This is a genomic window from Eikenella sp. Marseille-P7795, assembly GCF_916618725.1.
Classification (GTDB): Bacteria; Pseudomonadota; Gammaproteobacteria; order Burkholderiales; family Neisseriaceae; genus Eikenella; species Eikenella longinqua.
This window is the reverse complement of sequence record NZ_CAKAJZ010000007.1, coordinates 19,507-40,418: the sequence shown is the minus strand read 5'-3', so window position 1 is coordinate 40,418 and position 20,912 is coordinate 19,507. Positions and strand designations below refer to the sequence as shown.

Sequence of the window (20,912 nt, the reverse complement as noted above, 5' to 3'; positions counted from 1 at the left end):
CATGCAACCCAACGACCAGCAACCCCAATCCCCCTCCAAACGCACCCTGTTCAAAGGCCTCGCCGTTGGCGCCGCAGCCGCCGGGCTCGCCGCCTGCGGCATGGGCAGTAAAGAGCAAAATGCCGAAAGCGGCTCCGCGCAAAACGGCGGCAACAGCCCCGAACACCACTCCAGCCAAAGCTTCCCCTTCTACGGCACCCACCAAGCCGGCATCACCACCCCGCACCAACAATTCGCCATCATGGCCGCCTTCGACGTGCTCGCCAAAACCCCCAAAGAACTCGAACACCTCTTCCGCGCCATCACCGCCCGCGCCGACTTCCTCACCAAAGGCGGCGAGCTGCAAGACGGCGACCCCAAACTCCCCCCGCAAGGCAGCGGCATCCTCGGCAAAGTCATCCGGCCCGACGGCCTCACCATCACCCTCAGCGTGGGCAACAGCCTGTTTGACGAACGTTTCGGCCTCGCCCCCCACAAGCCCAAACACCTCCAGGAAATGAAAGATTTCCCCAACGACAAACTGCAACGCGACTGGTGCGACGGCGACCTCAGCCTGCAAATTTGCGCCTTCACCCCCGAAACCTGCCAAAACGCCCTGCGCGACATCATTAAAAACACCGCCCAATTCGCCGTCATCCGCTGGAGCATCGACGGCTTCCTGCCCAAGGCCGAGCCCGGCGCACTCGCCGCCCGCAACCTCTTCGGCTTCCGCGACGGCTCCGGCAACCCCGACGTATCCAAGCCCGAAACCGCCGACGCCGTCTTGTGGAGCGGCGTGGCCGAAAACAGCCGAGACGAGCCTGCCTGGGCCAAAAACGGCAGCTACCAAGCCGTGCGCCTCATCCGCCACTTCGTCGAATTTTGGGACCGCACCCCGCTGCAAGAACAGCAAACCATCTTCGGCCGCGAAAAATACAGCGGCGCCCCGCTGGGCATGAAAAACGAAGGCGACATCCCCAACTACGCTTCCGACCCCGAAGGCAAAACCCTTCCCGCTGACAGCCACATGCGCCTGGCCAACCCGCGCGACCCTGAATTCATGAAGCGGCACCTGCTCTATCGCCGCCCCTTCGACTACTCGCGCGGCCTGGCCAAATCCGGCCAGCTCGACGTCGGCCTCATTTTCATCTGCTATCAGGCCAACCTCGACGACGGCTTCATCTTCGTGCAGAAGCTGCTCGATTTCGAACCGCTCGAGGAATACATCAGTCCCTTCGGCGGCGGCTACTTCTTCACCCTGCCCGGCGCCGAGCAGGGCGGCTACCTCGGCCAAAGCCTGCTGGCCAACGTATTGTGAGGCAGCCAAAAGGCTACCTGAAAAATTTAGCTTCGCAGAAACTCGCGTTGCTCGTTTTCAGGTAGCCTTTTGGTTTTCAGGTAGCCCTTGCGCCCGGCTCAATCAGGCTACCTGAAAAATCTTGGCATGGTCTTTCCGGGTATGGTGCTTTATCATCGCGGCAGACCGTTTTTTCACACTGTTTAAAGGGAGTTCGTCATGCACAAATTCACCCCCATTGCCACCCTGCTGTTGTGGGCAGGCGTTTCCGCCACCGCCCAGGCTTCGCCGCAGCAGCAATGCCTTGCCCTGAAAAACGCAGCCCTGCCCGACACCGCCATCACCAAAGCCGAATGGTCAAACGGCGAAATCGGCGCGGACAAAATGTCGTCGCTCACGGGTGGTTCAACAAGCAGCCAGCAGGCGAAACCGCACTGCATCGTCGAAGGCGAAATCGGCGCGCGCACGGGCGCGGACGGCAAGCATTACGGCACCAAATTCCAGCTTCGCCTGCCTGAAAACTGGAACGGCAATTTTCTGTTTCAAGGCGGCGGCGGGGTGGACGGCTTTGTCGCGCCGGCAGTCGGCAATATCCCCGTGCGCACTTCCACTGCCGCGCCTGCCCTGATGCGCGGTTATGCCGTGGTCAGCATGGACGGCGGACACCCGACACCCACGCCCGATTTCGGCGCAGACCAGCAGGCGCGGCTGGATTTTGCCTACCAGTCCACCGGCAAAGTTACTGCCGTTGCCAAGGCTTTGATTCAAAAAATGTATGCCGCCGCCCCGCAGCACAGCTACTTCATGGGCTGCTCCAACGGCGGACGCGAGGCGATGATGGCCGCCCAGCGTTATCCTTTGGAATTTGACGGCGTGATTGCCGCCAACCCGGGCTTCCGCCTCTCCCGCGCCGCCGTTGCCCAGCAGTGGGATTACCAACAATTCATGAAAATCGCCCCCAAAGACGCGCAGGGCAACAAAATCCTGGCCAACGCTTTGACCCAAGCCGATTTGGATAAAGTCAGCCAAGCCGTGAAAAACCGCTGCGATGCCCGCGACGGCTTGAAAGACGGCATCATCAACGCGTGGGAAAGCTGCGATTTCAAAGCCGAACACGCAGGATTGTCCCGCGCCAAAACCGCCGCGCTCCAAGCCGTGATGGACGGCGCGAAAGACTCGCGCGGCAACCCAATTTACAGCGGCTGGTATTACGACACAGGCTTAAACCAGCCCGACTGGCGCGCATGGAAACTGGGCAGCTCGCAAACCGCCCAGCCCGATTCACGAGGCGTAACGCTCGGTGCAGGCTCGCTGACTTGGTATTTCATGACCCCCGCCGTGCCAAATTTTGATTTGCATAAATTCGATTTCGACCGCGACACGCCCAAAACCTACCAAACTGGTGCGATTAACGACGCGGTTTCCACCGATTTGTCGAGTTTTAAAGCACATGGCGGCAAACTGATTGTTTTAACAGGCGTATCTGACCCCGTGTTCTCCGCCAAAGACCAGGTGGAATGGTTCAAACAGATGAACGCCGACACACAAAACGCCCAAAGTTTCAGCCGCCTGTTTATGGTGCCGGGCATGAACCACTGCGGCGGCGGACAAGCCTTCAACGACTTCGACCTGCTCACGCTTTTAGAAAACTGGCACGGCAAAAACCAAGCTCCCGAGCGCATGATTGCACAAGGCAAGTCCTTCCCGAACAAACAGATGCCGGTTTGCGCCTGGCCGAAAATCGCGTTTTATACTGGCGGGGATGTCGATAAGGCGGAAAGTTTTGAATGCCGCGAATGGCGCTAATGCCATATCGTGAAGGCAAAACAAAAGGGTTGGAACATTCCACCCCTTTTTTGCTGCTTGCCGCTTATGGTTTGTTCATCAGCGGGAAACCCAGTTTCTCGCGGCTTTCCACATATTTGTGCGCCACGGCGCGGCTTAGGGCGCGGATTCGGCCGATGTAGGTGGCGCGCTCGGTAACGGAGATGGCGCCGCGTGCGTCCAGCAGGTTGAAGGTGTGGCCGGCTTTGAGCACGAGCTCGTAGGCGGGCAGGGCGAGGCTGGTGTCTTCCACGGCGAGCAGGCGTTTGGCTTGGGCTTCGTAGTCGTTGAATTGGCGCAAGAGCCAGTCGGCGTCGCTGTATTCGAAGTTGTAGGTGGATTGTTCCACTTCGTTTTGGTGGTAGACGTCGCCATAGGTGATGGTGCGGCCGTCGGGGGTTTGCGCCCACACGAGGTCGTAAACGTTTTCCACGCCTTGCAGATACATGGCGAGGCGCTCGATGCCGTAGGTGATTTCGCCGAGCACGGGGGTGCAGTCGATGCCGCCGACTTGTTGGAAATAGGTGAACTGGGTGACTTCCATGCCGTTGAGCCACACTTCCCAGCCCAGGCCCCAGGCGCCGAGGGTGGGGTTTTCCCAGTCGTCTTCCACGAAGCGGATGTCGTGGACTTTGGGGTCGATGCCGAGCTCGCGCAGGGAATCGAGGTAGAGGTCTTGGATGTTGGCGGGGGCGGGCTTGAGGGCTACCTGAAATTGGTAGTAGTGTTGCAGGCGGTTGGGGTTGTTGCCGTAGCGGCCGTCTTTGGGGCGGCGGCTGGGTTGCACGTAGGCGGCAAACCAGGGCTCGGGGCCGAGCGCGCGCAGGCAGGTGGCGGGGTGGGAGGTGCCGGCGCCGACTTCCATGTCGAGCGGCTGGAGGAGGGTGCAGCCTTGGCCGGCCCAGTAGTTTTGCAGTTTGAAAATGATTTGTTGGAAGGTGAGCATGGTGGTGTGGGGTGAATAAAATAATCGCGCTATTTTACTTGGTTTGCAGGTGAAACAAAACCAAGCTAAAGGCTACCTGAAAAATGGTCGGGTGTTTTCAGGTAGCCTTTTTCAGGTAGCCTCTATGCCGCGGTTTAGGCTTCGGCAAAACGCACGCCGGTGAGCTGGGATTGCAGCACGGCCTGGCGCAGCGCCTGCAAGGCCTGCGGGCGCACGAAGTTGCGGCGCGAAGCCAATACGATGCGCCGGCTGGGCACGGGCGGCTCGAAGGGAATGATGGAAAACAGCAGGTGGTCGTTATCCGTGAGCGAGCTGGAGGGCAGCACGCTGATGCCCATGCCGCTGGCCACCATGTGGCGGATGGTGTTGATGGAGCTGCCTTGCAGGGTGTTGGCCAGCCCGGAGATGCGCTGGCGGGAGGCCAGTTTGCTGCAGCTTTCCAGCACTTGGTCGCGCATGCAGTTGCCTTCGCTCAGGAGCAGCACTTGCTGATCCATCAGCTGCTGCACGGATACTGCGTCCAGCTCTTCAAACTCGTGCCCCTTGGGCACAATCACGAAAAATGGCTCTTCATACAAGGGCTCGGTGATGATGCCGGGCTCTTGGAAGGGTTCGGCCACCACGATGGCGTCCAGCTCGCCTTTTTTCAGCCAGTCGGTGAGGTTGCCGGTGTAGTGTTCTTCCAGCATCAGCGGCATGCCGGGGGCGATGTTGCGCAGCGACAAAATCAGGCGCGGCAGCAGATAGGGCGCCACGGTGAAAATCAGCCCCAGCTTAAACACGCCGGAGAGCTCGTTTTGCTCGGAAGCGGCCAAGTGCTTGATGCGGTCGGCCTCTTCCAGCACGCGGTGCGCCTGCATGATGATGCGCTCGCCGGTGTCGGTGGGCTTAACCTCATTGCTGCTGCGGTCGAACAGCGACACCGAGAGCTCTTCTTCCAGCTTTTTGATGGCAATCGATAAAGTCGGCTGGCTAACGAAGCAGCGCTGGGCAGCGCGGCCGAAGTGGCGTTCTTGCGCCACCGCCACGATATAGCGCAATTCGGTTAGGGTCATGGTTTAGCTTTCTTCGTGTTTACGCTGGATGTCGGGCAGGATGATGTTGAGCTCCAACACGTCCACGCCGTCTTGCGTTTCTTGCGAGATGCGGATGTCGTCGAGCGACACGTGCACATATTTCGACAACACTTCCAGCAGCTCTTTTTGCAGGGTGGGCAGGTAGTCGGGCGCCTGCGATTTCACGCGCTCTTGCGCAATGATGATTTGCAGGCGGTCGCGGGCGATGCTGGCAGATTTGGGTTTCTTGCCAAACAGCATATCGATCAAGGACATGGCTTAACCTCCGAACAGGCGTTGCAGGAAGCCTTTCTTTTCTGCTTCCAAGAAACGCATCGGCCGGTTTTCACCCAACAGGCGCGCCACCACGTCTTTATACGCTTCGGCCGCCGCCACGCCTTCCTGATGAATCACCGGCAGGCCGACGTTGGAGGCTTGCAGGATATTCTGCGATTCGGGAATCACGCCCAAGAGCGGGATGCGCAGCACGTCTTCGATATCGGCCACGGAAAGCATTTCGCCGCTGGCCACGCGCTCGGGGTTGTAGCGCGTAATCAGCAGGTGTTCTTTCACCTGCTCGCCTTTTTCGGCGTGGCGGCTCTTGCTCTGCAAAATGCCCAAAATGCGGTCGGAATCGCGCACGCTGGATACTTCGGGATTGGTGGTAACAATGGCTTCGTCGGCAAAATACAGCGCCATCAGCGCGCCGGTTTCGATGCCGGCGGGCGAGTCGCAAATCACGAATTCGAAATCCATTTTTTCGGTGAGCTCGGTGAGCACGCGTTCCACGCCTTCGCGGGTGAGCGCGTCTTTGTCGCGGGTTTGCGAGGCGGGCAGGATGAAGAGGTTGTCGCAGTGTTTGTCTTTAATCAGCGCCTGGTTGAGTGTGGCTTCGTTTTGGATAACGTTGATCAGGTCGTACACCACGCGGCGTTCGCAGCCCATGATGAGGTCGAGGTTGCGCAGGCCGACGTCGAAGTCGATCACGGCGGTTTTGTGGCCTTTGAGGGCCAGGCCGCTGGCGATGCTGGCGCTGGTGGTGGTTTTGCCTACGCCGCCTTTGCCGGAGGTTACTACGATGATTTTTGCCACGGTAACAGTCCTTTCTGTTCGGTGAATTTGTGGTTTGAAATGGTGTGCGGGCTGCTTGAGGCTACCTGAAAAAGGCTACCTGAAAATTTGAAGCCCTAAATAGTTTGTTGCGTTTGGCGTGTTGCCTTAAATCATGTCGCTGAGGGCGGCGATGGCAAGCCGCTCTTTCTGTAAATATATCTGCACGGCTTGGCGGTGCAGGTGTGGGGGCAGCTGCTGGTCGAAGGTGCGGTAGATACCAGCGATGGAGACCAGCTCGGCCTGCATGGATTGGGCGAAAATGCGGGCGCTGTGCTCGCCGTTGGCGCCGGCCAGGGCGCGGCCGCGCAGGGGGGCATACACGTGGATGTGGCCGTCGGCAATCACTTCGGCGCCTTCGCTCACCAGGCCCAATACGATGAGGTCGGCGTTTTCGGCATACACTTGCTGTCCGGTGCGGATGGGCTTTTCCACTACGAGGGTTTTGCGGTTTCCCGGCTGGGGTGCGGCCGGAGTTTCAGCTGGCCTTTTTTCAGGTAGCCTGCCGGCCTCTTTCGGCTCTTCGCTGTTGCTTATGCCTTCTTCGCAAAAAGCCAGGTGGTGTTCTCGGGCGAGGGTTTGCCACGCTTCGCCGCGGTGGCGCAGGGTGCCGATGGGCAGGCCGTGTTCGGCAAACAGGCCGAGGATGGCGTCCAAATCCAAATCGCCGGGCTCGCTGAAGGCTTGGATGTCGAGCAGAAGCGGCATGTCGCTGAGCTCGGCGTATTGGGCGGCGCGCTCGTTTAGCGTGCGGCGGATGGCGGCTTCTTCGGCGGTGTTGAGCTGGATGGCCAGCGCGTCGAGACGGGCGGATTTGATGTCGAATGCGGGCTTCATCGCGGCGATGAGGGGTTCTATAGAGGTTGAAACGGCTCGCAGTTTACCGTTTTATCTAGGCTTCTTCAAATCTGCGGGCTCAGGCGGGCATGGAGGCTACCTGAAAACTTGGCTTATAATGCGGCCAATTTGTTTTCAGGTAGCCTGTTATCCCTAATATTGAGGCTACCTGAAAAACTTGTTTGGGCGATTAAACGGAAGAACTATGCAGAAACCGATACGGATTTTGGGTATCGACCCGGGCAGCCGGGTAACGGGGTTCGGCGTGATTGATGTGGTGGGGCAGAGCCAGCGCTATGTGGCCTCCGGCTGCATCAAAACCATCCCGGGCGACGAGCTGGCCGGCCGCATCGGCATCATCGTGCAGCACATTGGCGAAATTATCGATACTTATAAGCCGACGCAGGCGGCCATTGAGCAGGTGTTTGTGAACGTAAACCCAGCGGCCACACTGATGCTGGGGCAGGCGCGCGGGGCGGCGGTGGCGGCGCTGGTGTTGCGCGGGCTGCCGGTGTACGAATACACGGCTTTGCAGGTGAAGCAGGCGGTGGTGGGGCAGGGTAAGGCGGCCAAAGAACAGGTGCAGCACATGGTGGTGCAGATGCTGAAGCTTTCCGGCAAACCGCAGGCTGATGCCGCCGACGGGCTGGCGGTGGCGCTCACCCATGCTTTGCGCAATCACAGTTTGGCGGCAAAATTGCAATATGGGATGCAGGTAAAGCGGGGGCGGTTTCAAGTTTAGTGTTGGAGGATTTTCAGGTAGCCATCAGTCGGACGCAGGCCGGTTGCGAGGGTGTTGAAACTAAATTCTCAATGATATGTAGGATTTGAGTGTTTTGGATAGAAATTTAGTTCTTGAGTATTTGACAGGTGGGGAGGGGATGGCGTATAGTTCGCATCTTCGCTGCTTCCACGGCACCGTTTCGAAATTGGTTGGACTGATTGGTTTTGAGACGTGTCGTTTTTATTCGGGAGCGGAATTGTTCTTTAACAGTGAGATTACCGATAAGTGTGGATGTTTCGGCATCCGCACTGCTAAGAGAAGACAAGACGATGTTTTAGACATTGATCTGTTGGTTTCTTTGAAGCAGACCAGAAGTTTAAAGTTAGAGATTGAACATAAGAGTTTGATCCTGGCTCAGATTGAACGCTGGCGGCATGCTTTACACATGCAAGTCGAACGGCAGCGGAGGAGTGCTTGCACTTCTGCCGGCGAGTGGCGAACGGGTGAGTAACATATCGGAACGTGCCGAGTAGTGGGGGATAACCAATCGAAAGATTGGCTAATACCGCATACGCTCTGAGGAGGAAAGCAGGGGACCGAAAGGCCTTGCGCTATTTGAGCGGCCGATATCTGATTAGCTAGTTGGTGGGGTAAAGGCCTACCAAGGCGACGATCAGTAGCGGGTCTGAGAGGACGATCCGCCACACTGGGACTGAGACACGGCCCAGACTCCTACGGGAGGCAGCAGTGGGGAATTTTGGACAATGGGGGCAACCCTGATCCAGCCATGCCGCGTGTATGAAGAAGGCCTTCGGGTTGTAAAGTACTTTTGTTCGGGAAGAAAAGGGGACGGTTAATACCCGTTTCTGCTGACGGTACCGAAAGAATAAGCACCGGCTAACTACGTGCCAGCAGCCGCGGTAATACGTAGGGTGCGAGCGTTAATCGGAATTACTGGGCGTAAAGCGAGCGCAGACGGTTATTTAAGCAGGATGTGAAATCCCCGGGCTTAACCTGGGAACTGCGTTCTGAACTGGATGGCTAGAGTGTGTCAGAGGGGGGTAGAATTCCACGTGTAGCAGTGAAATGCGTAGAGATGTGGAGGAATACCGATGGCGAAGGCAGCCCCCTGGGATAACACTGACGTTCATGCTCGAAAGCGTGGGTAGCAAACAGGATTAGATACCCTGGTAGTCCACGCCCTAAACGATGTCGATTAGCTGTTGGGCAGCTTGACTGCTTAGTAGCGTAGCTAACGCGTGAAATCGACCGCCTGGGGAGTACGGTCGCAAGATTAAAACTCAAAGGAATTGACGGGGACCCGCACAAGCGGTGGATGATGTGGATTAATTCGATGCAACGCGAAGAACCTTACCTGGTCTTGACATGTACGGAACCTTCCAGAGACGGAAGGGTGCCTTCGGGAGCCGTAACACAGGTGCTGCATGGCTGTCGTCAGCTCGTGTCGTGAGATGTTGGGTTAAGTCCCGCAACGAGCGCAACCCTTGTCATTAGTTGCCATCATTTAGTTGGGCACTCTAATGAGACTGCCGGTGACAAACCGGAGGAAGGTGGGGATGACGTCAAGTCCTCATGGCCCTTATGACCAGGGCTTCACACGTCATACAATGGTCGGTACAGAGGGTAGCCAAGCCGCGAGGCGGAGCCAATCCCAGAAAACCGATCGTAGTCCGGATTGCACTCTGCAACTCGAGTGCATGAAGTCGGAATCGCTAGTAATCGCAGGTCAGCATACTGCGGTGAATACGTTCCCGGGTCTTGTACACACCGCCCGTCACACCATGGGAGTGGGGGATACCAGAAGCAGGTAGGCTAACCGCGAGGAGGCCGCTTGCCACGGTATGCTTCATGACTGGGGTGAAGTCGTAACAAGGTAGCCGTAGGGGAACCTGCGGCTGGATCACCTCCTTTCTAGAGAAAAGCGGGGCAGGAGCATCCACACCTATCGGTAATCACACAGATGCAAGAGAAGACCTTGGGTTTGTAGCTCAGCTGGTTAGAGCACACGCTTGATAAGCGTGGGGTCGGAGGTTCAAGTCCTCCCAGACCCACCACCACGCTGAAGCCAGAGGCAGAGCAGTAGAAACGCCCGAGGAGAGAGGTAAGGGGGCATAGCTCAGTTGGTAGAGCACCTGCTTTGCAAGCAGGGGGTCATCGGTTCGATCCCGTTTGCCTCCACCACAGACCCAGCACTTTTCAAATCAAAGCGAACCGCTTTCAGGCCACTTGAAAGCAGCTGGTTTTGATTTGCGAAGCGCAAGCGACGCATCGATCTTTAACAAATTGGCAAGCCGAAATCAATAAACAAACGAAGTAAGAGGGGGTGTGCCCCACTTACTGAAATTTGGGTAATGATTGTATTGACCGGATCCTGAGACAAAAGGCAGGATTCGGACACAACAAGCAGTAAGCTTTATCAGAGTAGAGGCCTTAAGTCCCGACTGTCGTCAACGCAGGGAGGGCAAAGTCAGAAAGGCACTTCAAATGATAGAGTCAAGTGAATAAGTGCATCAGGTGGATGCCTTGGCGATGATAGGCGACGAAGGACGTGTAAGCCTGCGAAAAGCATCGGGGAGCTGGCAATAGAGCTATGATCCGGTGATGTCCGAATGGGGAAACCCACCGTATTTTGTACGGTATCCTTATCCGAATCCATAGGGTAAGCGAAGCGAACCCGGAGAACTGAACCATCTCAGTACCCGGAGGAAAAGAAATCAACCGAGATTCCGCAAGTAGTGGCGAGCGAACGCGGAGGAGCCTGTATACGATAGCTGTTGAGATAGAAGAAGGAAATGGAAAGTTCCGCCATAGTGGGTGATAGCCCCGTATTCGAAATCTCGGTAGTGGTACTAGGTATACGACAAGTAGGGCGGGACACGAGAAATCCTGTCTGAAGATGGGGGGACCATCCTCCAAGGCTAAATACTCATCATCGACCGATAGTGAACCAGTACCGTGAGGGAAAGGCGAAAAGAACCCCGGGAGGGGAGTGAAATAGAACCTGAAACCTGATGCATACAAACAGTGGGAGCCCCAGATTTAAGTATCTTGGTTCTTTCAGCGAGCGAGCAGCGAGCTAAAAGCAGACTAAGGAGTGAAACTGGCAGATTTAAGCAAGATAGCAGGATGCTTAAATCTGGGGTGACTGCGTACCTTTTGTATAATGGGTCAACGACTTACGTTCAGTAGCGAGCTTAACCGGATAGGGGAGGCGTAGGGAAACCGAGTCTTAATAGGGCGACGAGTTGCTGGGCGTAGACCCGAAACCGAGTGATCTATCCATGGCCAGGTTGAAGGTGCCGTAACAGGTACTGGAGGACCGAACCCACGCATGTTGCAAAATGCGGGGATGAGCTGTGGATAGGGGTGAAAGGCTAAACAAACTCGGAGATAGCTGGTTCTCCCCGAAAACTATTTAGGTAGTGCCTCATGTATCACTTCCGGGGGTAAAGCACTGTTATGGCTAGGGGGTCATTGCGACTTACCAACCCATGGCAAACTCAGAATACTGGAAAGTGTGAGCATGGGAGACAGACAGCGGGTGCTAACGTCCGTTGTCGAAAGGGAAACAACCCAGACCGCCAGCTAAGGTCCCAAATGATAGATTAAGTGGTAAACGAAGTGGGAAGGCTTAGACAGCCAGGATGTTGGCTTAGAAGCAGCCATCATTTAAAGAAAGCGTAATAGCTCACTGGTCGAGTCATCCTGCGCGGAAGATGTAACGGGGCTCAAATCTATAACCGAAGCTGCGGATGCACGCTTCATTAAAACAGCTTACCGGAGCGAAGCGACGGAAAGCGCCCATCAAAGTCGAGCGTGACGGATGGTGGAAGCAGAGTTGTTTTAATGAAGCGTGCATGGTAGGGGAGCGTTCTGTAGGCCTGAGAAGGCGTATCGTAAGGTATGCTGGAGGTATCAGAAGTGCGAATGTTGACATGAGTAGCGATAAAGCGGGTGAAAAGCCCGCTCGCCGAAAGCCCAAGGTTTCCTGCGCAACGTTCATCGGCGCAGGGTGAGTCGGCCCCTAAGGCGAGGCAGAGATGCGTAGTCGATGGGAAACGGGTTAATATTCCCGTACTTGATTTAAGTGCGACGTGGGGACGGAGAAGGTTAGGTCAGCAAACTGTTGGAATAGTTTGTTCAAGCCGGTAGGTGGAAGGACTAGGCAAATCCGGTTCTTCGAAACACCGAGAAGCGATAACGAGCATCTACGGATGCGAAGTGACCGATACCACGCTTCCAGGAAAAGCCACTAAGCTTCAGCTTAAATCGAACCGTACCGCAAACCGACACAGGTGGGCAGGATGAGAATTCTAAGGCGCTTGAGAGAACTCGGGAGAAGGAACTCGGCAAATTGATACCGTAACTTCGGGAGAAGGTATGCCCTTCGACGTTAAGCCTTCGCGGCGTAAGCGTTGGAGGGTCGCAGAGAATCGGTGGCTGCGACTGTTTATTAAAAACACAGCACTCTGCAAACACGAAAGTGGACGTATAGGGTGTGACGCCTGCCCGGTGCTGGAAGGTTAATTGAAGATGTGAGAGCATCGGATCGAAGCCCCAGTAAACGGCGGCCGTAACTATAACGGTCCTAAGGTAGCGAAATTCCTTGTCGGGTAAGTTCCGACCCGCACGAATGGCGTAACGATGGCCACACTGTCTCCTCCCGAGACTCAGCGAAGTTGAAGTGGTTGTGAAGATGCAATCTACCCGCTGCTAGACGGAAAGACCCCGTGAACCTTTACTGTAGCTTTGCATTGGACTTTGAAGTCACTTGTGTAGGATAGGTGGGAGGCTTAGAAGCAGAGACGCCAGTTTCTGTGGAGCCGTCCTTGAAATACCACCCTGGTGACTTTGAGGTTCTAACCCAGGTCCGTGATCCGGATCGGGGACCGTGCATGGTAGGCAGTTTGACTGGGGCGGTCTCCTCCCAAAGAGTAACGGAGGAGTTCGAAGGTTACCTAGGTCCGGTCGGAAATCGGACTGATAGTGCAATGGCAAAAGGTAGCTTAACTGCGAGACCGACAAGTCGAGCAGGTGCGAAAGCAGGACATAGTGATCCGGTGGTTCTGAATGGAAGGGCCATCGCTCAACGGATAAAAGGTACTCCGGGGATAACAGGCTGATTCCGCCCAAGAGTTCATATCGACGGCGGAGTTTGGCACCTCGATGTCGGCTCATCACATCCTGGGGCTGTAGTCGGTCCCAAGGGTATGGCTGTTCGCCATTTAAAGTGGTACGTGAGCTGGGTTTAAAACGTCGTGAGACAGTTTGGTCCCTATCTGCAGTGGGCGTTGGAAGTTTGACAGGGGCTGCTCCTAGTACGAGAGGACCGGAGTGGACGAACCTCTGGTGTACCGGTTGTCACGCCAGTGGCATCGCCGGGTAGCTAAGTTCGGGAAGGATAAGCGCTGAAAGCATCTAAGCGCGAAACCTGCCTGGAGATGAGACTTCCCTTGTGGTATAACCACACTAAAGAGTCGTTCTAGACCAGGACGTTGATAGGTGGGGTGTGGAAGCGCGGCAACGCGTGCAGCTAACCCATACTAATTGCTCGTGAGGCTTGACTCTATCATTTGAAGTGCTTTGCGGTGGCTGGCCACCGGAGAGGACGGAAGATAAAGCTTACTGGAAAGAGATACACATTACCCGACGGTCGAACCTTGAGAGAGTTTGGCCGGAGAAGATTGATTGGCCGATAGCGATATCGGCGGCTTGACGATTTGTACAGTTTAGTTTGGCGGCCATAGCGGTTTGGTCCCACGCCTTCCCATCCCGAACAGGACCGTGAAACGAACCAGCGCCGATGATAGTACGGATACCCGTGCGAAAGTAGGACACTGCCAAACACCTATTCCGACACCCCGGCTTAATCAGCCGGGGTGTCAGCCATTCCTAGAGAATGGAAAAATATGGAATTTTGTTGTTTGTAGGTAAAGAACTTGTACAGAAAAGAATGATAATGTATAGTGGCATCACCTGTTTTGATTAAACATCATCCCATTAATCCCCATAAGGAGTCAGGAATGAAAAAGTTTCTCTTTGTTGTTTTTACTTTGCTGAGTTTTTCTTGGGCATTGGCACAAGTTAATATTAATACGGCTACTGCACAAGAGTTGCAGACTTTGAACGGCATTGGCCCAGCTAAAGCTGCAGCAATTGTTGAATACCGTACGGCAAACGGTCCGTTTAAATCAACTGAAGATATCAAAAACGTTCGCGGTATCGGTAATGGGATTTATCAGAAGATTTCTGAAGAGATTACTGTGGGTAACGGCCAAGCTGCCCGTGCTCCTGCTGCAAACCGTCAGGCTGCTCCTCAGCAGCAACAGCCGGCTGCTGCCAAACCAGCTACTCCTGCCGCCAAACCGGCTGCCAACAAACCGTCTGCAGCTAAACCGTAATGTTTTAGCCATTTAAGACACAATCCGCAGAAAGAATAAAAAATCGCTGTATGCTTAATATTTAGGCATACAGCGATTTTTTATTGTGGCTAAGTAGTTTTCAGGTGGCCTGAATAGGTTTTAGGAATGCTTGATTTATTCAGTCAAGTTAGCTGTATCTTGGCTGGGCAGTTGCTTGGGCTACCTGAAAAATCATCACCCTATTCAGTGCTTGCCGAAATGCCGGATACCGGTTTCGCAAACCCAGATATCGAGCCGCATATCGTGGGATTCAGTGGGCAGGCTATCGGTTTGCTGGCAGGCGAAACCGGCGCCGATTTTGAGCGGGCAGAGGCGGTGGCGGGTGGCGGCGAGGGTAACGTCGTAGAAGCCGCCGCCTTGGCCCATGCGGTAGCCGCGGCTGTCGATGCCGATAAGGGGGATGATGATGCCGTGCAGGTTGTGGATGCGGATTTTTTGACCGGCGAACTGAGGGATACGCAGTTTGCCTTTGCGCAGGCGTTCGGGGCGGCCAGAGGCGGGGTAAGGGGTGAACCAGAGGCGTTGTTTGCCGGGCTGGATGTAGGGCAGGTAGAGCTGGGTGCCGCGGGCTCGGGCGGCGGCAACGAGGCCGTTTAACCGCAGCTCGCTGCCGATGGGCCAATACACGGCGAGGCGTTTGCCGCGTTTCAGGTAGCCTTTGAGCAGGCGGTTGATGCGTTGTTCGGCGCGTTGCCGCTTGATTGGTGGAATGGCTTGCCGGGCGCGGCGCAGGCGGCGGCGGACTTCGTGTTTTTCACTTGGCTGGATCATGGTTTTTCGGTTGGAGTTGGGCTGGGGGGATATGATGGCTGGCAGCCTTAAGCCAGCCCTTTTTCATGCGCGTCCAGCTCTCGGGGTCTTCCTGCCAATCCACGGTTTCGCCACGCAGCAGGGATTGCATCATTTTGCCGGTTTCGGCGTCGATTTCCTGGGCGGTTTTGAGCAGGGTGTCGTTGGCAAAGGGCGGGATGTCGGGGTTGTACACTTCGGCCATTTTGTCCATTTGGTAGCGGTCGCGGGCGGCGTAGAATTCGCTCAGTTCTTGCGCTTTGTTGGCATTGACGCCGAGTTTTTCCAGTGCGAGCTTGCCGCTGCGGATGGCGGAATCGGCAGTTTCGCGGATGATGTAGTCGGCGCCGGCATGGTGCAGGTGGTAGGCGTGGATACGGTCGTAGGCGCGGGCGATCACGGGCAGGTTGGGGTAGTGGCGGTGCACGAATTCAACGATGGCGGTGGCCTGCTCACGGTTGCTGATGCAGACGATGAGGAGCTTGGCGTGCGCCAGGCCGATGGAATTGAGCAACTCGGGTCGGGACGCGTCGCCGTAGTAGGTTTTGCTGCCGTATTTGGTGAGGCCTTCCACGGTGTCGGCATGGAAGTCGATAACCGTGGTGTGGAAGCCGCAGGCGGTAAGCATGCTGTTGATTTGCTGGCCGAACCGGCCGTGTCCGAGCAGGATGACCGGGTTTTCTTCTTCGATTATGTCTTGCGGGCGGTCTTGGTTTTCTTCGGCGATGCCGCGCGGCACCACGAGTTTATCGTACACGATAAACAGCAGCGGCGTGAGCAGCATAGAGAGCGCCACCACCAGCGAAATGCGGTCGGACATGGCGCGCGGCAGAACGTGGCTTTGGCGCGCGATGGAGAGCAGCACGAAGCCGAATTCACCGGCCTGCGCCAAGCTCAGCGCCAGCAGCTTGCTGCCCATGCGCGGCAGGCGGAACAGCAGGCCGAGGATGAACAAAATGCTGCCCTTCACCGCCAGCGTGGCCAATGTGATGGCGGCCACCACCCAAAATTCTTTAAACAACAGCGGGAAATTCATGCCCGCGCCCACGGTGATGAAAAACAGCCCCAAAAGCAGCCCTTTAAACGGTTCCAGATGGCTTTCCATTTCGTGCCGGTAGGAGCTGTTGGCCAGCGCCACGCCCGCCACGAAAGCGCCCAAGGCGGGCGAAAGGCCGATGAGCGACATCAGCGTGGCGATGCCCACCACCAGCGCCAGCGTGAACATGGTAAACATTTCGTTTAGCCGGATTTTGCTGATGAAGCGGAACAGGCGCGGCACCAGAAAGCGTACGCCCACCACAATCAGCAGGATGGCGGCAATGCTCACGGCAGCGTGCACCCAGCCCGGCTGGTCGGTGAGCAGGGTTTCGGCGTGCTGGCTGCGGTGGCGCGAGGAAGTGGCCAGCAGCGGCAGCAGCGCCAGCATCGGGATGGCAGCCACGTCTTGAAACAGCAGGATGGCAAAACCGGCCTGCCCGCCCGGTGTGTGCATCAGGTTTTTCTCATTGAAGGTTTGCAGCACGATGGCGGTGGAGGAGAGCGCCAAAATGCAGCCCACCGCCACGCCCATCTGCCAGCTTTTGCCGATGGCCACGGTGATGCCCGCAATCGCCGCCACCGACAAGCCCACCTGCAATCCGCCCAGCCCCAAGAGCTTGTGCCGCAGCTGCCACAGCTTCTGCGGCGCCAGCTCCAGCCCCACCAAAAACAGCATCATCACCACGCCGAATTCGGCAACGTGTTGGATGGATTCGGTTTCCTTGCCGGCCAGGCCCAACACCGGGCCGATGGCGATGCCGGCCATGAGGTAGCCCAGCACCGAGCCCAAGCCCAGTTTTTTGGAGATGAGCACCGCGGCCACGGCGAAGGCGAGGTAGATGAAAGTGTAGAGCAGGATTTGGGTCATGGCGGGAGGAGTGGGCGGGTAATCAAAGTTTTCAGGTAGCCTTTGGGTCGGAAGAGGCTACCTGAAAAATGGCGGAGGCAATATTTTCAGGTAGCCTAAGGGGCTAAGCCTGCCGGGCTTCGGCAATGAGCTTGTCCACCAGCTGCGGCACGCCGTCTTTGGCTTTGGCGGCGGTAATGCTGATGTTGGCCAGGCCGGCGGGCGGGCGCGGATCGACCAGGTAGCACTCGGCTTCGTAGGGCGCGTATTGCAGCAGGCCGGCGGCGGGATACACCTGCATGGAGGTGCCGACCACCAGCACTTTGTCGGCCTGCGACACCCATTGTGCGGCGGTTTCGATCAGCGGCACGGCTTCGCCGAACCACACGATGTGCGGGCGCATGGGGTGGCCTTCCGGGTCTTTGTCGGCGAGGGATTGGTCGCCAGTCCAATCGATTACGTATTGCTCGTTTACGCTGCTGCGGGCTTTGTTTAATTCGCCGTGCAGGTGCAGCACGGTGCGGCTGCCGGCGCGCTCGTGCAGGTCGTCTACGTTTTGGGTGATAATTTGCACTTTGTAGTATTTTTCCAGCTCGGCGAGGGCGAGGTGAGCGGCGTTGGGTTGGGCGGCTTGCGCTTGGCGGCGGCGTTCGTTGTAGAAGTCGATCACGAGCTTGGGATTGCGGGCGAAGGCTTCGGGCGTGCACACTTCTTCCACTTTGTAGCCTTCCCACAGGCCGTCGGTGTCGCGGAAGGTGCGCAGGCCGCTGTCGGCACTGATGCCGGCGCCGGTGAGGACGACGATGGTTTGCATGATGGTTTGCTTTCTGGTGAACGGAACGGCTGCTGTTTGCAGCTAGCCTGGGTGATACGGAAGAGGCTACCTGAAAAATCGGCGTTTGCTTTTTCAGGTAGCCTCATGGTTAAAACCGGCGGTGTTGCAGGGCGGGGAGCTGGCTGCGCACGGTGTGCAGGCGCTGGGGGGAGAGCTCGGCCATGATGCGGCCTTCGCCTTCTGGCAGCTCGGCGAGGATTTCGCCCCAGGGGTCGATGATCATGCTGTGGCCGTAGGTGCGGCGGCCGCTGTCGTGCAGGCCGCCTTGGGCGGCGGCGATGACGTAGCATTGGTTTTCGATGGCGCGGGCTTGTAGGAGGGTTTGCCAGTGGGCTTTGCCGGTGGTGTAGGTGAAGGCGGCGGGCAGGAGCAGCACGTCGAAGGGCTGCTGGGCGCGGAAGATTTCGGGGAAGCGTAGGTCGTAGCATACGCCTTGGCCGTAGCGCCAGCCGTCGATTTCGGCGGAGGGGGGGATGCTGTTGCCGGCTTCGATGGTGTCGGCTTCGCGGTAGCTTTCGCCGATGCCGGTGTAGCTGAAGAGGTGGGTTTTGTCGTAGCGGCTGAGGCATTGGCCGTCGCGGCCGTATACGAGCAGGCTGTTGATGATTTTGCCGCTTTGGCTGGCGAGCAGGGGGATGCTGCCGCCGAATAAGACGATGCGGTGGCGGGCGGCGAGTTCGGCCATGAAGATTTGCAGGGGGCCGCGGCCGAATTGTTCGGCTAGGGCGAGCTTGTCGGTGTCGTGGCGGCCCATGAGCGGCCAGTATTCGGGCAGGAGCACCCAGTCGGCGCCGTCTTGGGCGGCGGCGGCAACTTGCTGCACGACGCTGCGGCGGTTTATGGCGGGGTCGGTGTGGGAAACGAGTTGGATGGCGGCAACGCGGATGGTTTGCATGGCGGGTGTGTCTTTATGCTAAAGGGTTGTAAAAGGGAGGGGCTACCTGAAAGCTTTGGCTTTTGCGAAGCGAAAATTTTCAGGTAGCCTTTGTTTATGCCTGGTGCAGGCGGGTAACGTATTCTACTTCTTCGCGGCTGCCCATGATTACGGCCACGCGCTGGTGCAGGCCTTCGGGCCGAATGTCGAGCATGGGCTCGCGGGCGTTGGTGCTGGCGCCGCCGGCTTGTTCGATGATGAGGCTCAACGGGTTGGCTTCATACATCAGGCGCAGTTTGCCGGGCTTGGCGGGGTCTCGGGCGTCTTTGGGATACATGAACACGCCGCCGCGCATGAGGATGCGGTGGATTTCGGCCACCATGCTGGCCACCCAGCGCATATTGTAGTTTTTGCCGCGAGGGCCGGTGTCGCCGGCGAGCAGTTCGGCAATATATTGCTGCATGGGCGGTTGCCAATGGCGCTGGTTGGACATATTGATGGCAAATTCGCGCGCAGCAGCCGGCACTTGCGGGTTGAGCTGGGTTTGGACAAATTGGCCGCCCGCATCCAGCGTGAATACGGCCACGCCATGGCGCAGGCAGAGCACGAGCTGGGTTTGCGGGCCGTAGAGGACATAACCGCTGGCGATTTGCTCGCGGCCGCTTTGCAGGAAGGATTGGGTGGAAAGCGCGCCTTCGGGCTTTTTCAGGATGGAGAAGATGGTGCCGACGGAGATGTTGATGTCGATATTGGACGAGCCGTCTAAGGGGTCGAACAGCACCAGGTAGCCGCCCTGCGGGTTGGCGGGCACGAACTGCTCTTCTTCTTCGCTGGCCAGGCCGGCCACGGCGGGGTTGGCGCGCAAGGCGTCGATGAGGATTTGGTTGGCGATAACGTCTAGTTTTTTCTGCGCTTCGTCTTGCACATTGCTGCTGCCGGCTTCGCCAAGCACGCCGGCGAGCGCGCCTTGGCGCACTTGGCCGCTGATGGTTTGGCAGGCTTGGGCAAGGGTGGAAACGACGCTGCCGAGCTCGGCGGACAGATGATGTTCGGCGAGGTGTTGCGGGAGGAATTCGGATAGGGTGGGCATGGGGAACTCGGTGGAAGGTTTCGATATAAAGGCTACCTGAAAATATAGGCTACCTGAAAAAATGCGCTTGAAGCCGGCGCTTTGTGTGCGATGGAAACCGTTTTTCAGGTAGCCCTACAGGGCTGGGCTGTATTTTACCCGCCCAAGGCGCGGCTGGGGATAGCTTTGTGGGAAAAATCTGCCATGCCGTGAGATTGCCCGGCTTAGCGGCGCTTGCCGGCGGCGCCGTTGCTGCCGCTGCCGGAGCCCATGATGCGCTCTACTTCGCGCTGGAATTGGGGCGTTAGGCGTTGGCCGGCTTGCTCGTAACGCTGGCTGAGCAGGCGTGCCATTGAAGGCAGCACTGTATTGAGCAAGGTGCTTTGTTTGCGCATTATGCTTTGCCCGAGAGGTGAACTGTTAAAGGCAATCATGGCATCCACTTCTTCCTGCGTATAGATTTGACGCATGGCATCGCGATTGATGCGGCGGATTTCGCTCAACACTTCTTCGGATTGGAGGACTTCGCGGTTCATGTCATTGACGTAGCGTTCGGTGGCATGCTCCAGTTCGGCACGTTGCTTGGAACTCAATCTAGTATGGTCGTTAATGTATCGGGCAACTCTCTGATAGGCAATATTGACTGTTGCTGGAAGGGTATTACGCATCTGGGTGGTGATATTCTGCAGCTCAATCAATCGGTTCAGCGATTCATCTGACGGCGTTTGCGCCGCAGCGGGCAGGGCGGCCAGCAGCAGGCCGAGTGCCGCCGCGCACAATAAGGGAAGGGCGGTTTTAGACATCGTGTTTCCTTAAGATAAGAATGGGCATGAGGCTACCTGAAAAATATCGGGCTGGCAGGGAGGAATCGGCAGCGCCGGAACGGGCTGCCGGAAAGGCGGTTATTGTTCGCCACGGTGGTATTCCCGGGTGAAGAAGCTGCAATCGTCGTGCCCGCGGGGTGCGGCGGGCTGGTGCCGGGCATGCTGCTGCCTGAGGCGCACGGCCAACCACAGCAGCACCACCAAAAGAAGAGAAAGAGGAAGAGATAATTCGAACATCGCTGTTCCCCCGCAAAAGTAGGTTCAGATTCGGTGTTGTTATCTTATTGTTTATTTGATGTTTTATATTTGGTAATGTTGTGGTTTCTTCTCTATTGTTTACGGATTTCCTGTATCTATTGCAAATTATAACTATCTCTTTACATTGAAGTCCAGCCGCTGCCGCGCTGGGCTGCTGGGGCAA

The 20,912-nt window shown here is 57.0% G+C and carries 16 protein-coding genes, 2 tRNA genes and 3 rRNA genes; 9 read left to right on the top strand and 12 right to left on the bottom strand.

Going from position 1 to position 20,912, the window contains the following annotated elements; genetic code table 11:
• Position 1: 1 nt before the first annotated feature.
• Both efeB and LG371_RS09970 read left to right on the top strand, forming a co-directional pair.
• Entirely contained in the window at positions 2-1,297 is a 1,296-nt protein-coding gene (gene efeB / locus LG371_RS09975; RefSeq protein WP_067592432.1) for an iron uptake transporter deferrochelatase/peroxidase subunit, read from the top strand.
• A gap of 198 nt (positions 1,298-1,495) precedes the next feature.
• Complete coding sequence (locus tag LG371_RS09970) at positions 1,496-3,082, top strand: tannase/feruloyl esterase family alpha/beta hydrolase (RefSeq protein WP_225748391.1); 1,587 nt, start codon at positions 1,496-1,498, stop codon at positions 3,080-3,082.
• Between the two features lie 64 nt (positions 3,083-3,146).
• Here the strand turns inward: LG371_RS09970 and glyQ are convergent, their stop codons facing one another.
• From glyQ to minC, 5 genes are all read right to left on the bottom strand, one after another.
• Positions 3,147-4,046: a glycine--tRNA ligase subunit alpha gene (gene glyQ / locus LG371_RS09965; RefSeq protein WP_067595350.1), complete on the bottom strand. Its 900-nt coding sequence runs from the start codon at positions 4,044-4,046 to the stop codon at positions 3,147-3,149.
• 134 nt (positions 4,047-4,180) lie between these two features.
• Positions 4,181-5,101, bottom strand: coding sequence for a hydrogen peroxide-inducible genes activator (locus tag LG371_RS09960; RefSeq protein WP_067595347.1), 921 nt, complete (start codon positions 5,099-5,101; stop codon positions 4,181-4,183).
• 3 nt (positions 5,102-5,104) lie between these two features.
• On the bottom strand, positions 5,105-5,377 hold the full coding sequence (gene minE / locus LG371_RS09955; RefSeq protein ID WP_067595344.1) for a cell division topological specificity factor MinE: 273 nt from the start codon (positions 5,375-5,377) through the stop codon (positions 5,105-5,107).
• A gap of 3 nt (positions 5,378-5,380) precedes the next feature.
• Positions 5,381-6,193, bottom strand: a complete 813-nt coding sequence (gene minD, locus LG371_RS09950; RefSeq protein WP_225748390.1) for a septum site-determining protein MinD — start codon at positions 6,191-6,193, stop codon at positions 5,381-5,383.
• Between the two features lie 126 nt (positions 6,194-6,319).
• Complete coding sequence (minC, locus tag LG371_RS09945) at positions 6,320-7,048, bottom strand: septum site-determining protein MinC (protein ID WP_067595337.1); 729 nt, start codon at positions 7,046-7,048, stop codon at positions 6,320-6,322.
• 205 nt (positions 7,049-7,253) lie between these two features.
• Between minC and ruvC the strand changes: the two genes are divergently transcribed.
• The 7 genes from ruvC to LG371_RS09910 all read left to right on the top strand — a co-directional run bounded on the left by ruvC (position 7,254) and on the right by LG371_RS09910 (position 14,194).
• Positions 7,254-7,790, top strand: a complete 537-nt coding sequence (gene ruvC / locus LG371_RS09940; protein ID WP_067595334.1) for a crossover junction endodeoxyribonuclease RuvC — start codon at positions 7,254-7,256, stop codon at positions 7,788-7,790.
• Between the two features lie 373 nt (positions 7,791-8,163).
• Positions 8,164-9,704, top strand: a 16S ribosomal RNA gene (locus LG371_RS09935).
• Between the two features lie 66 nt (positions 9,705-9,770).
• A tRNA-Ile gene (locus LG371_RS09930) sits at positions 9,771-9,847 on the top strand.
• A gap of 51 nt (positions 9,848-9,898) precedes the next feature.
• A tRNA-Ala gene (locus LG371_RS09925) sits at positions 9,899-9,974 on the top strand.
• A gap of 310 nt (positions 9,975-10,284) precedes the next feature.
• Positions 10,285-13,361: ribosomal RNA gene (locus tag LG371_RS09920) — 23S ribosomal RNA — on the top strand.
• A gap of 165 nt (positions 13,362-13,526) precedes the next feature.
• Positions 13,527-13,639, top strand: a 5S ribosomal RNA gene (rrf, locus tag LG371_RS09915).
• The 16S, 23S and 5S rRNA genes sit together here with 2 tRNA genes alongside, the layout of an rRNA operon.
• A gap of 177 nt (positions 13,640-13,816) precedes the next feature.
• Positions 13,817-14,194, top strand: a complete 378-nt coding sequence (locus tag LG371_RS09910; protein WP_067591174.1) for a ComEA family DNA-binding protein — start codon at positions 13,817-13,819, stop codon at positions 14,192-14,194.
• Between the two features lie 204 nt (positions 14,195-14,398).
• Here the strand turns inward: LG371_RS09910 and LG371_RS09905 are convergent, their stop codons facing one another.
• From LG371_RS09905 to LG371_RS09875, 7 genes are all read right to left on the bottom strand, one after another.
• Positions 14,399-14,983, bottom strand: a complete 585-nt coding sequence (locus tag LG371_RS09905) for a 5-formyltetrahydrofolate cyclo-ligase (RefSeq protein WP_067591576.1) — start codon at positions 14,981-14,983, stop codon at positions 14,399-14,401.
• Entirely contained in the window at positions 14,970-16,910 is a 1,941-nt protein-coding gene (locus LG371_RS09900) for a monovalent cation:proton antiporter-2 (CPA2) family protein (protein ID WP_225748389.1), read from the bottom strand. The genes LG371_RS09905 and LG371_RS09900 overlap by 14 nt, the downstream gene beginning before the upstream one ends.
• Positions 16,911-17,013: 103 nt before the next feature.
• Positions 17,014-17,703: a Sir2 family NAD-dependent protein deacetylase gene (locus LG371_RS09895; RefSeq protein ID WP_067591177.1), complete on the bottom strand. Its 690-nt coding sequence runs from the start codon at positions 17,701-17,703 to the stop codon at positions 17,014-17,016.
• Between the two features lie 109 nt (positions 17,704-17,812).
• A complete protein-coding gene (locus tag LG371_RS09890) occupies positions 17,813-18,619 on the bottom strand; it encodes a carbon-nitrogen hydrolase family protein (RefSeq protein WP_067591180.1) in 807 nt (268 codons plus the stop codon).
• Positions 18,620-18,713: 94 nt separating this feature from the next.
• On the bottom strand, positions 18,714-19,688 hold the full coding sequence (locus tag LG371_RS09885) for a class 1 fructose-bisphosphatase (protein ID WP_225748388.1): 975 nt from the start codon (positions 19,686-19,688) through the stop codon (positions 18,714-18,716).
• A 203-nt stretch (positions 19,689-19,891) separates the two neighbouring features.
• A complete protein-coding gene (locus LG371_RS09880; RefSeq protein WP_067591186.1) occupies positions 19,892-20,470 on the bottom strand; it encodes a DUF2059 domain-containing protein in 579 nt (192 codons plus the stop codon).
• 99 nt (positions 20,471-20,569) lie between these two features.
• Positions 20,570-20,728 carry a hypothetical protein gene (locus tag LG371_RS09875; protein ID WP_156503479.1) on the bottom strand — a complete coding sequence of 53 codons (159 nt, stop codon included), beginning with the start codon at positions 20,726-20,728 and terminating at the stop codon, positions 20,570-20,572.
• Positions 20,729-20,912: the final 184 nt, after the last annotated feature.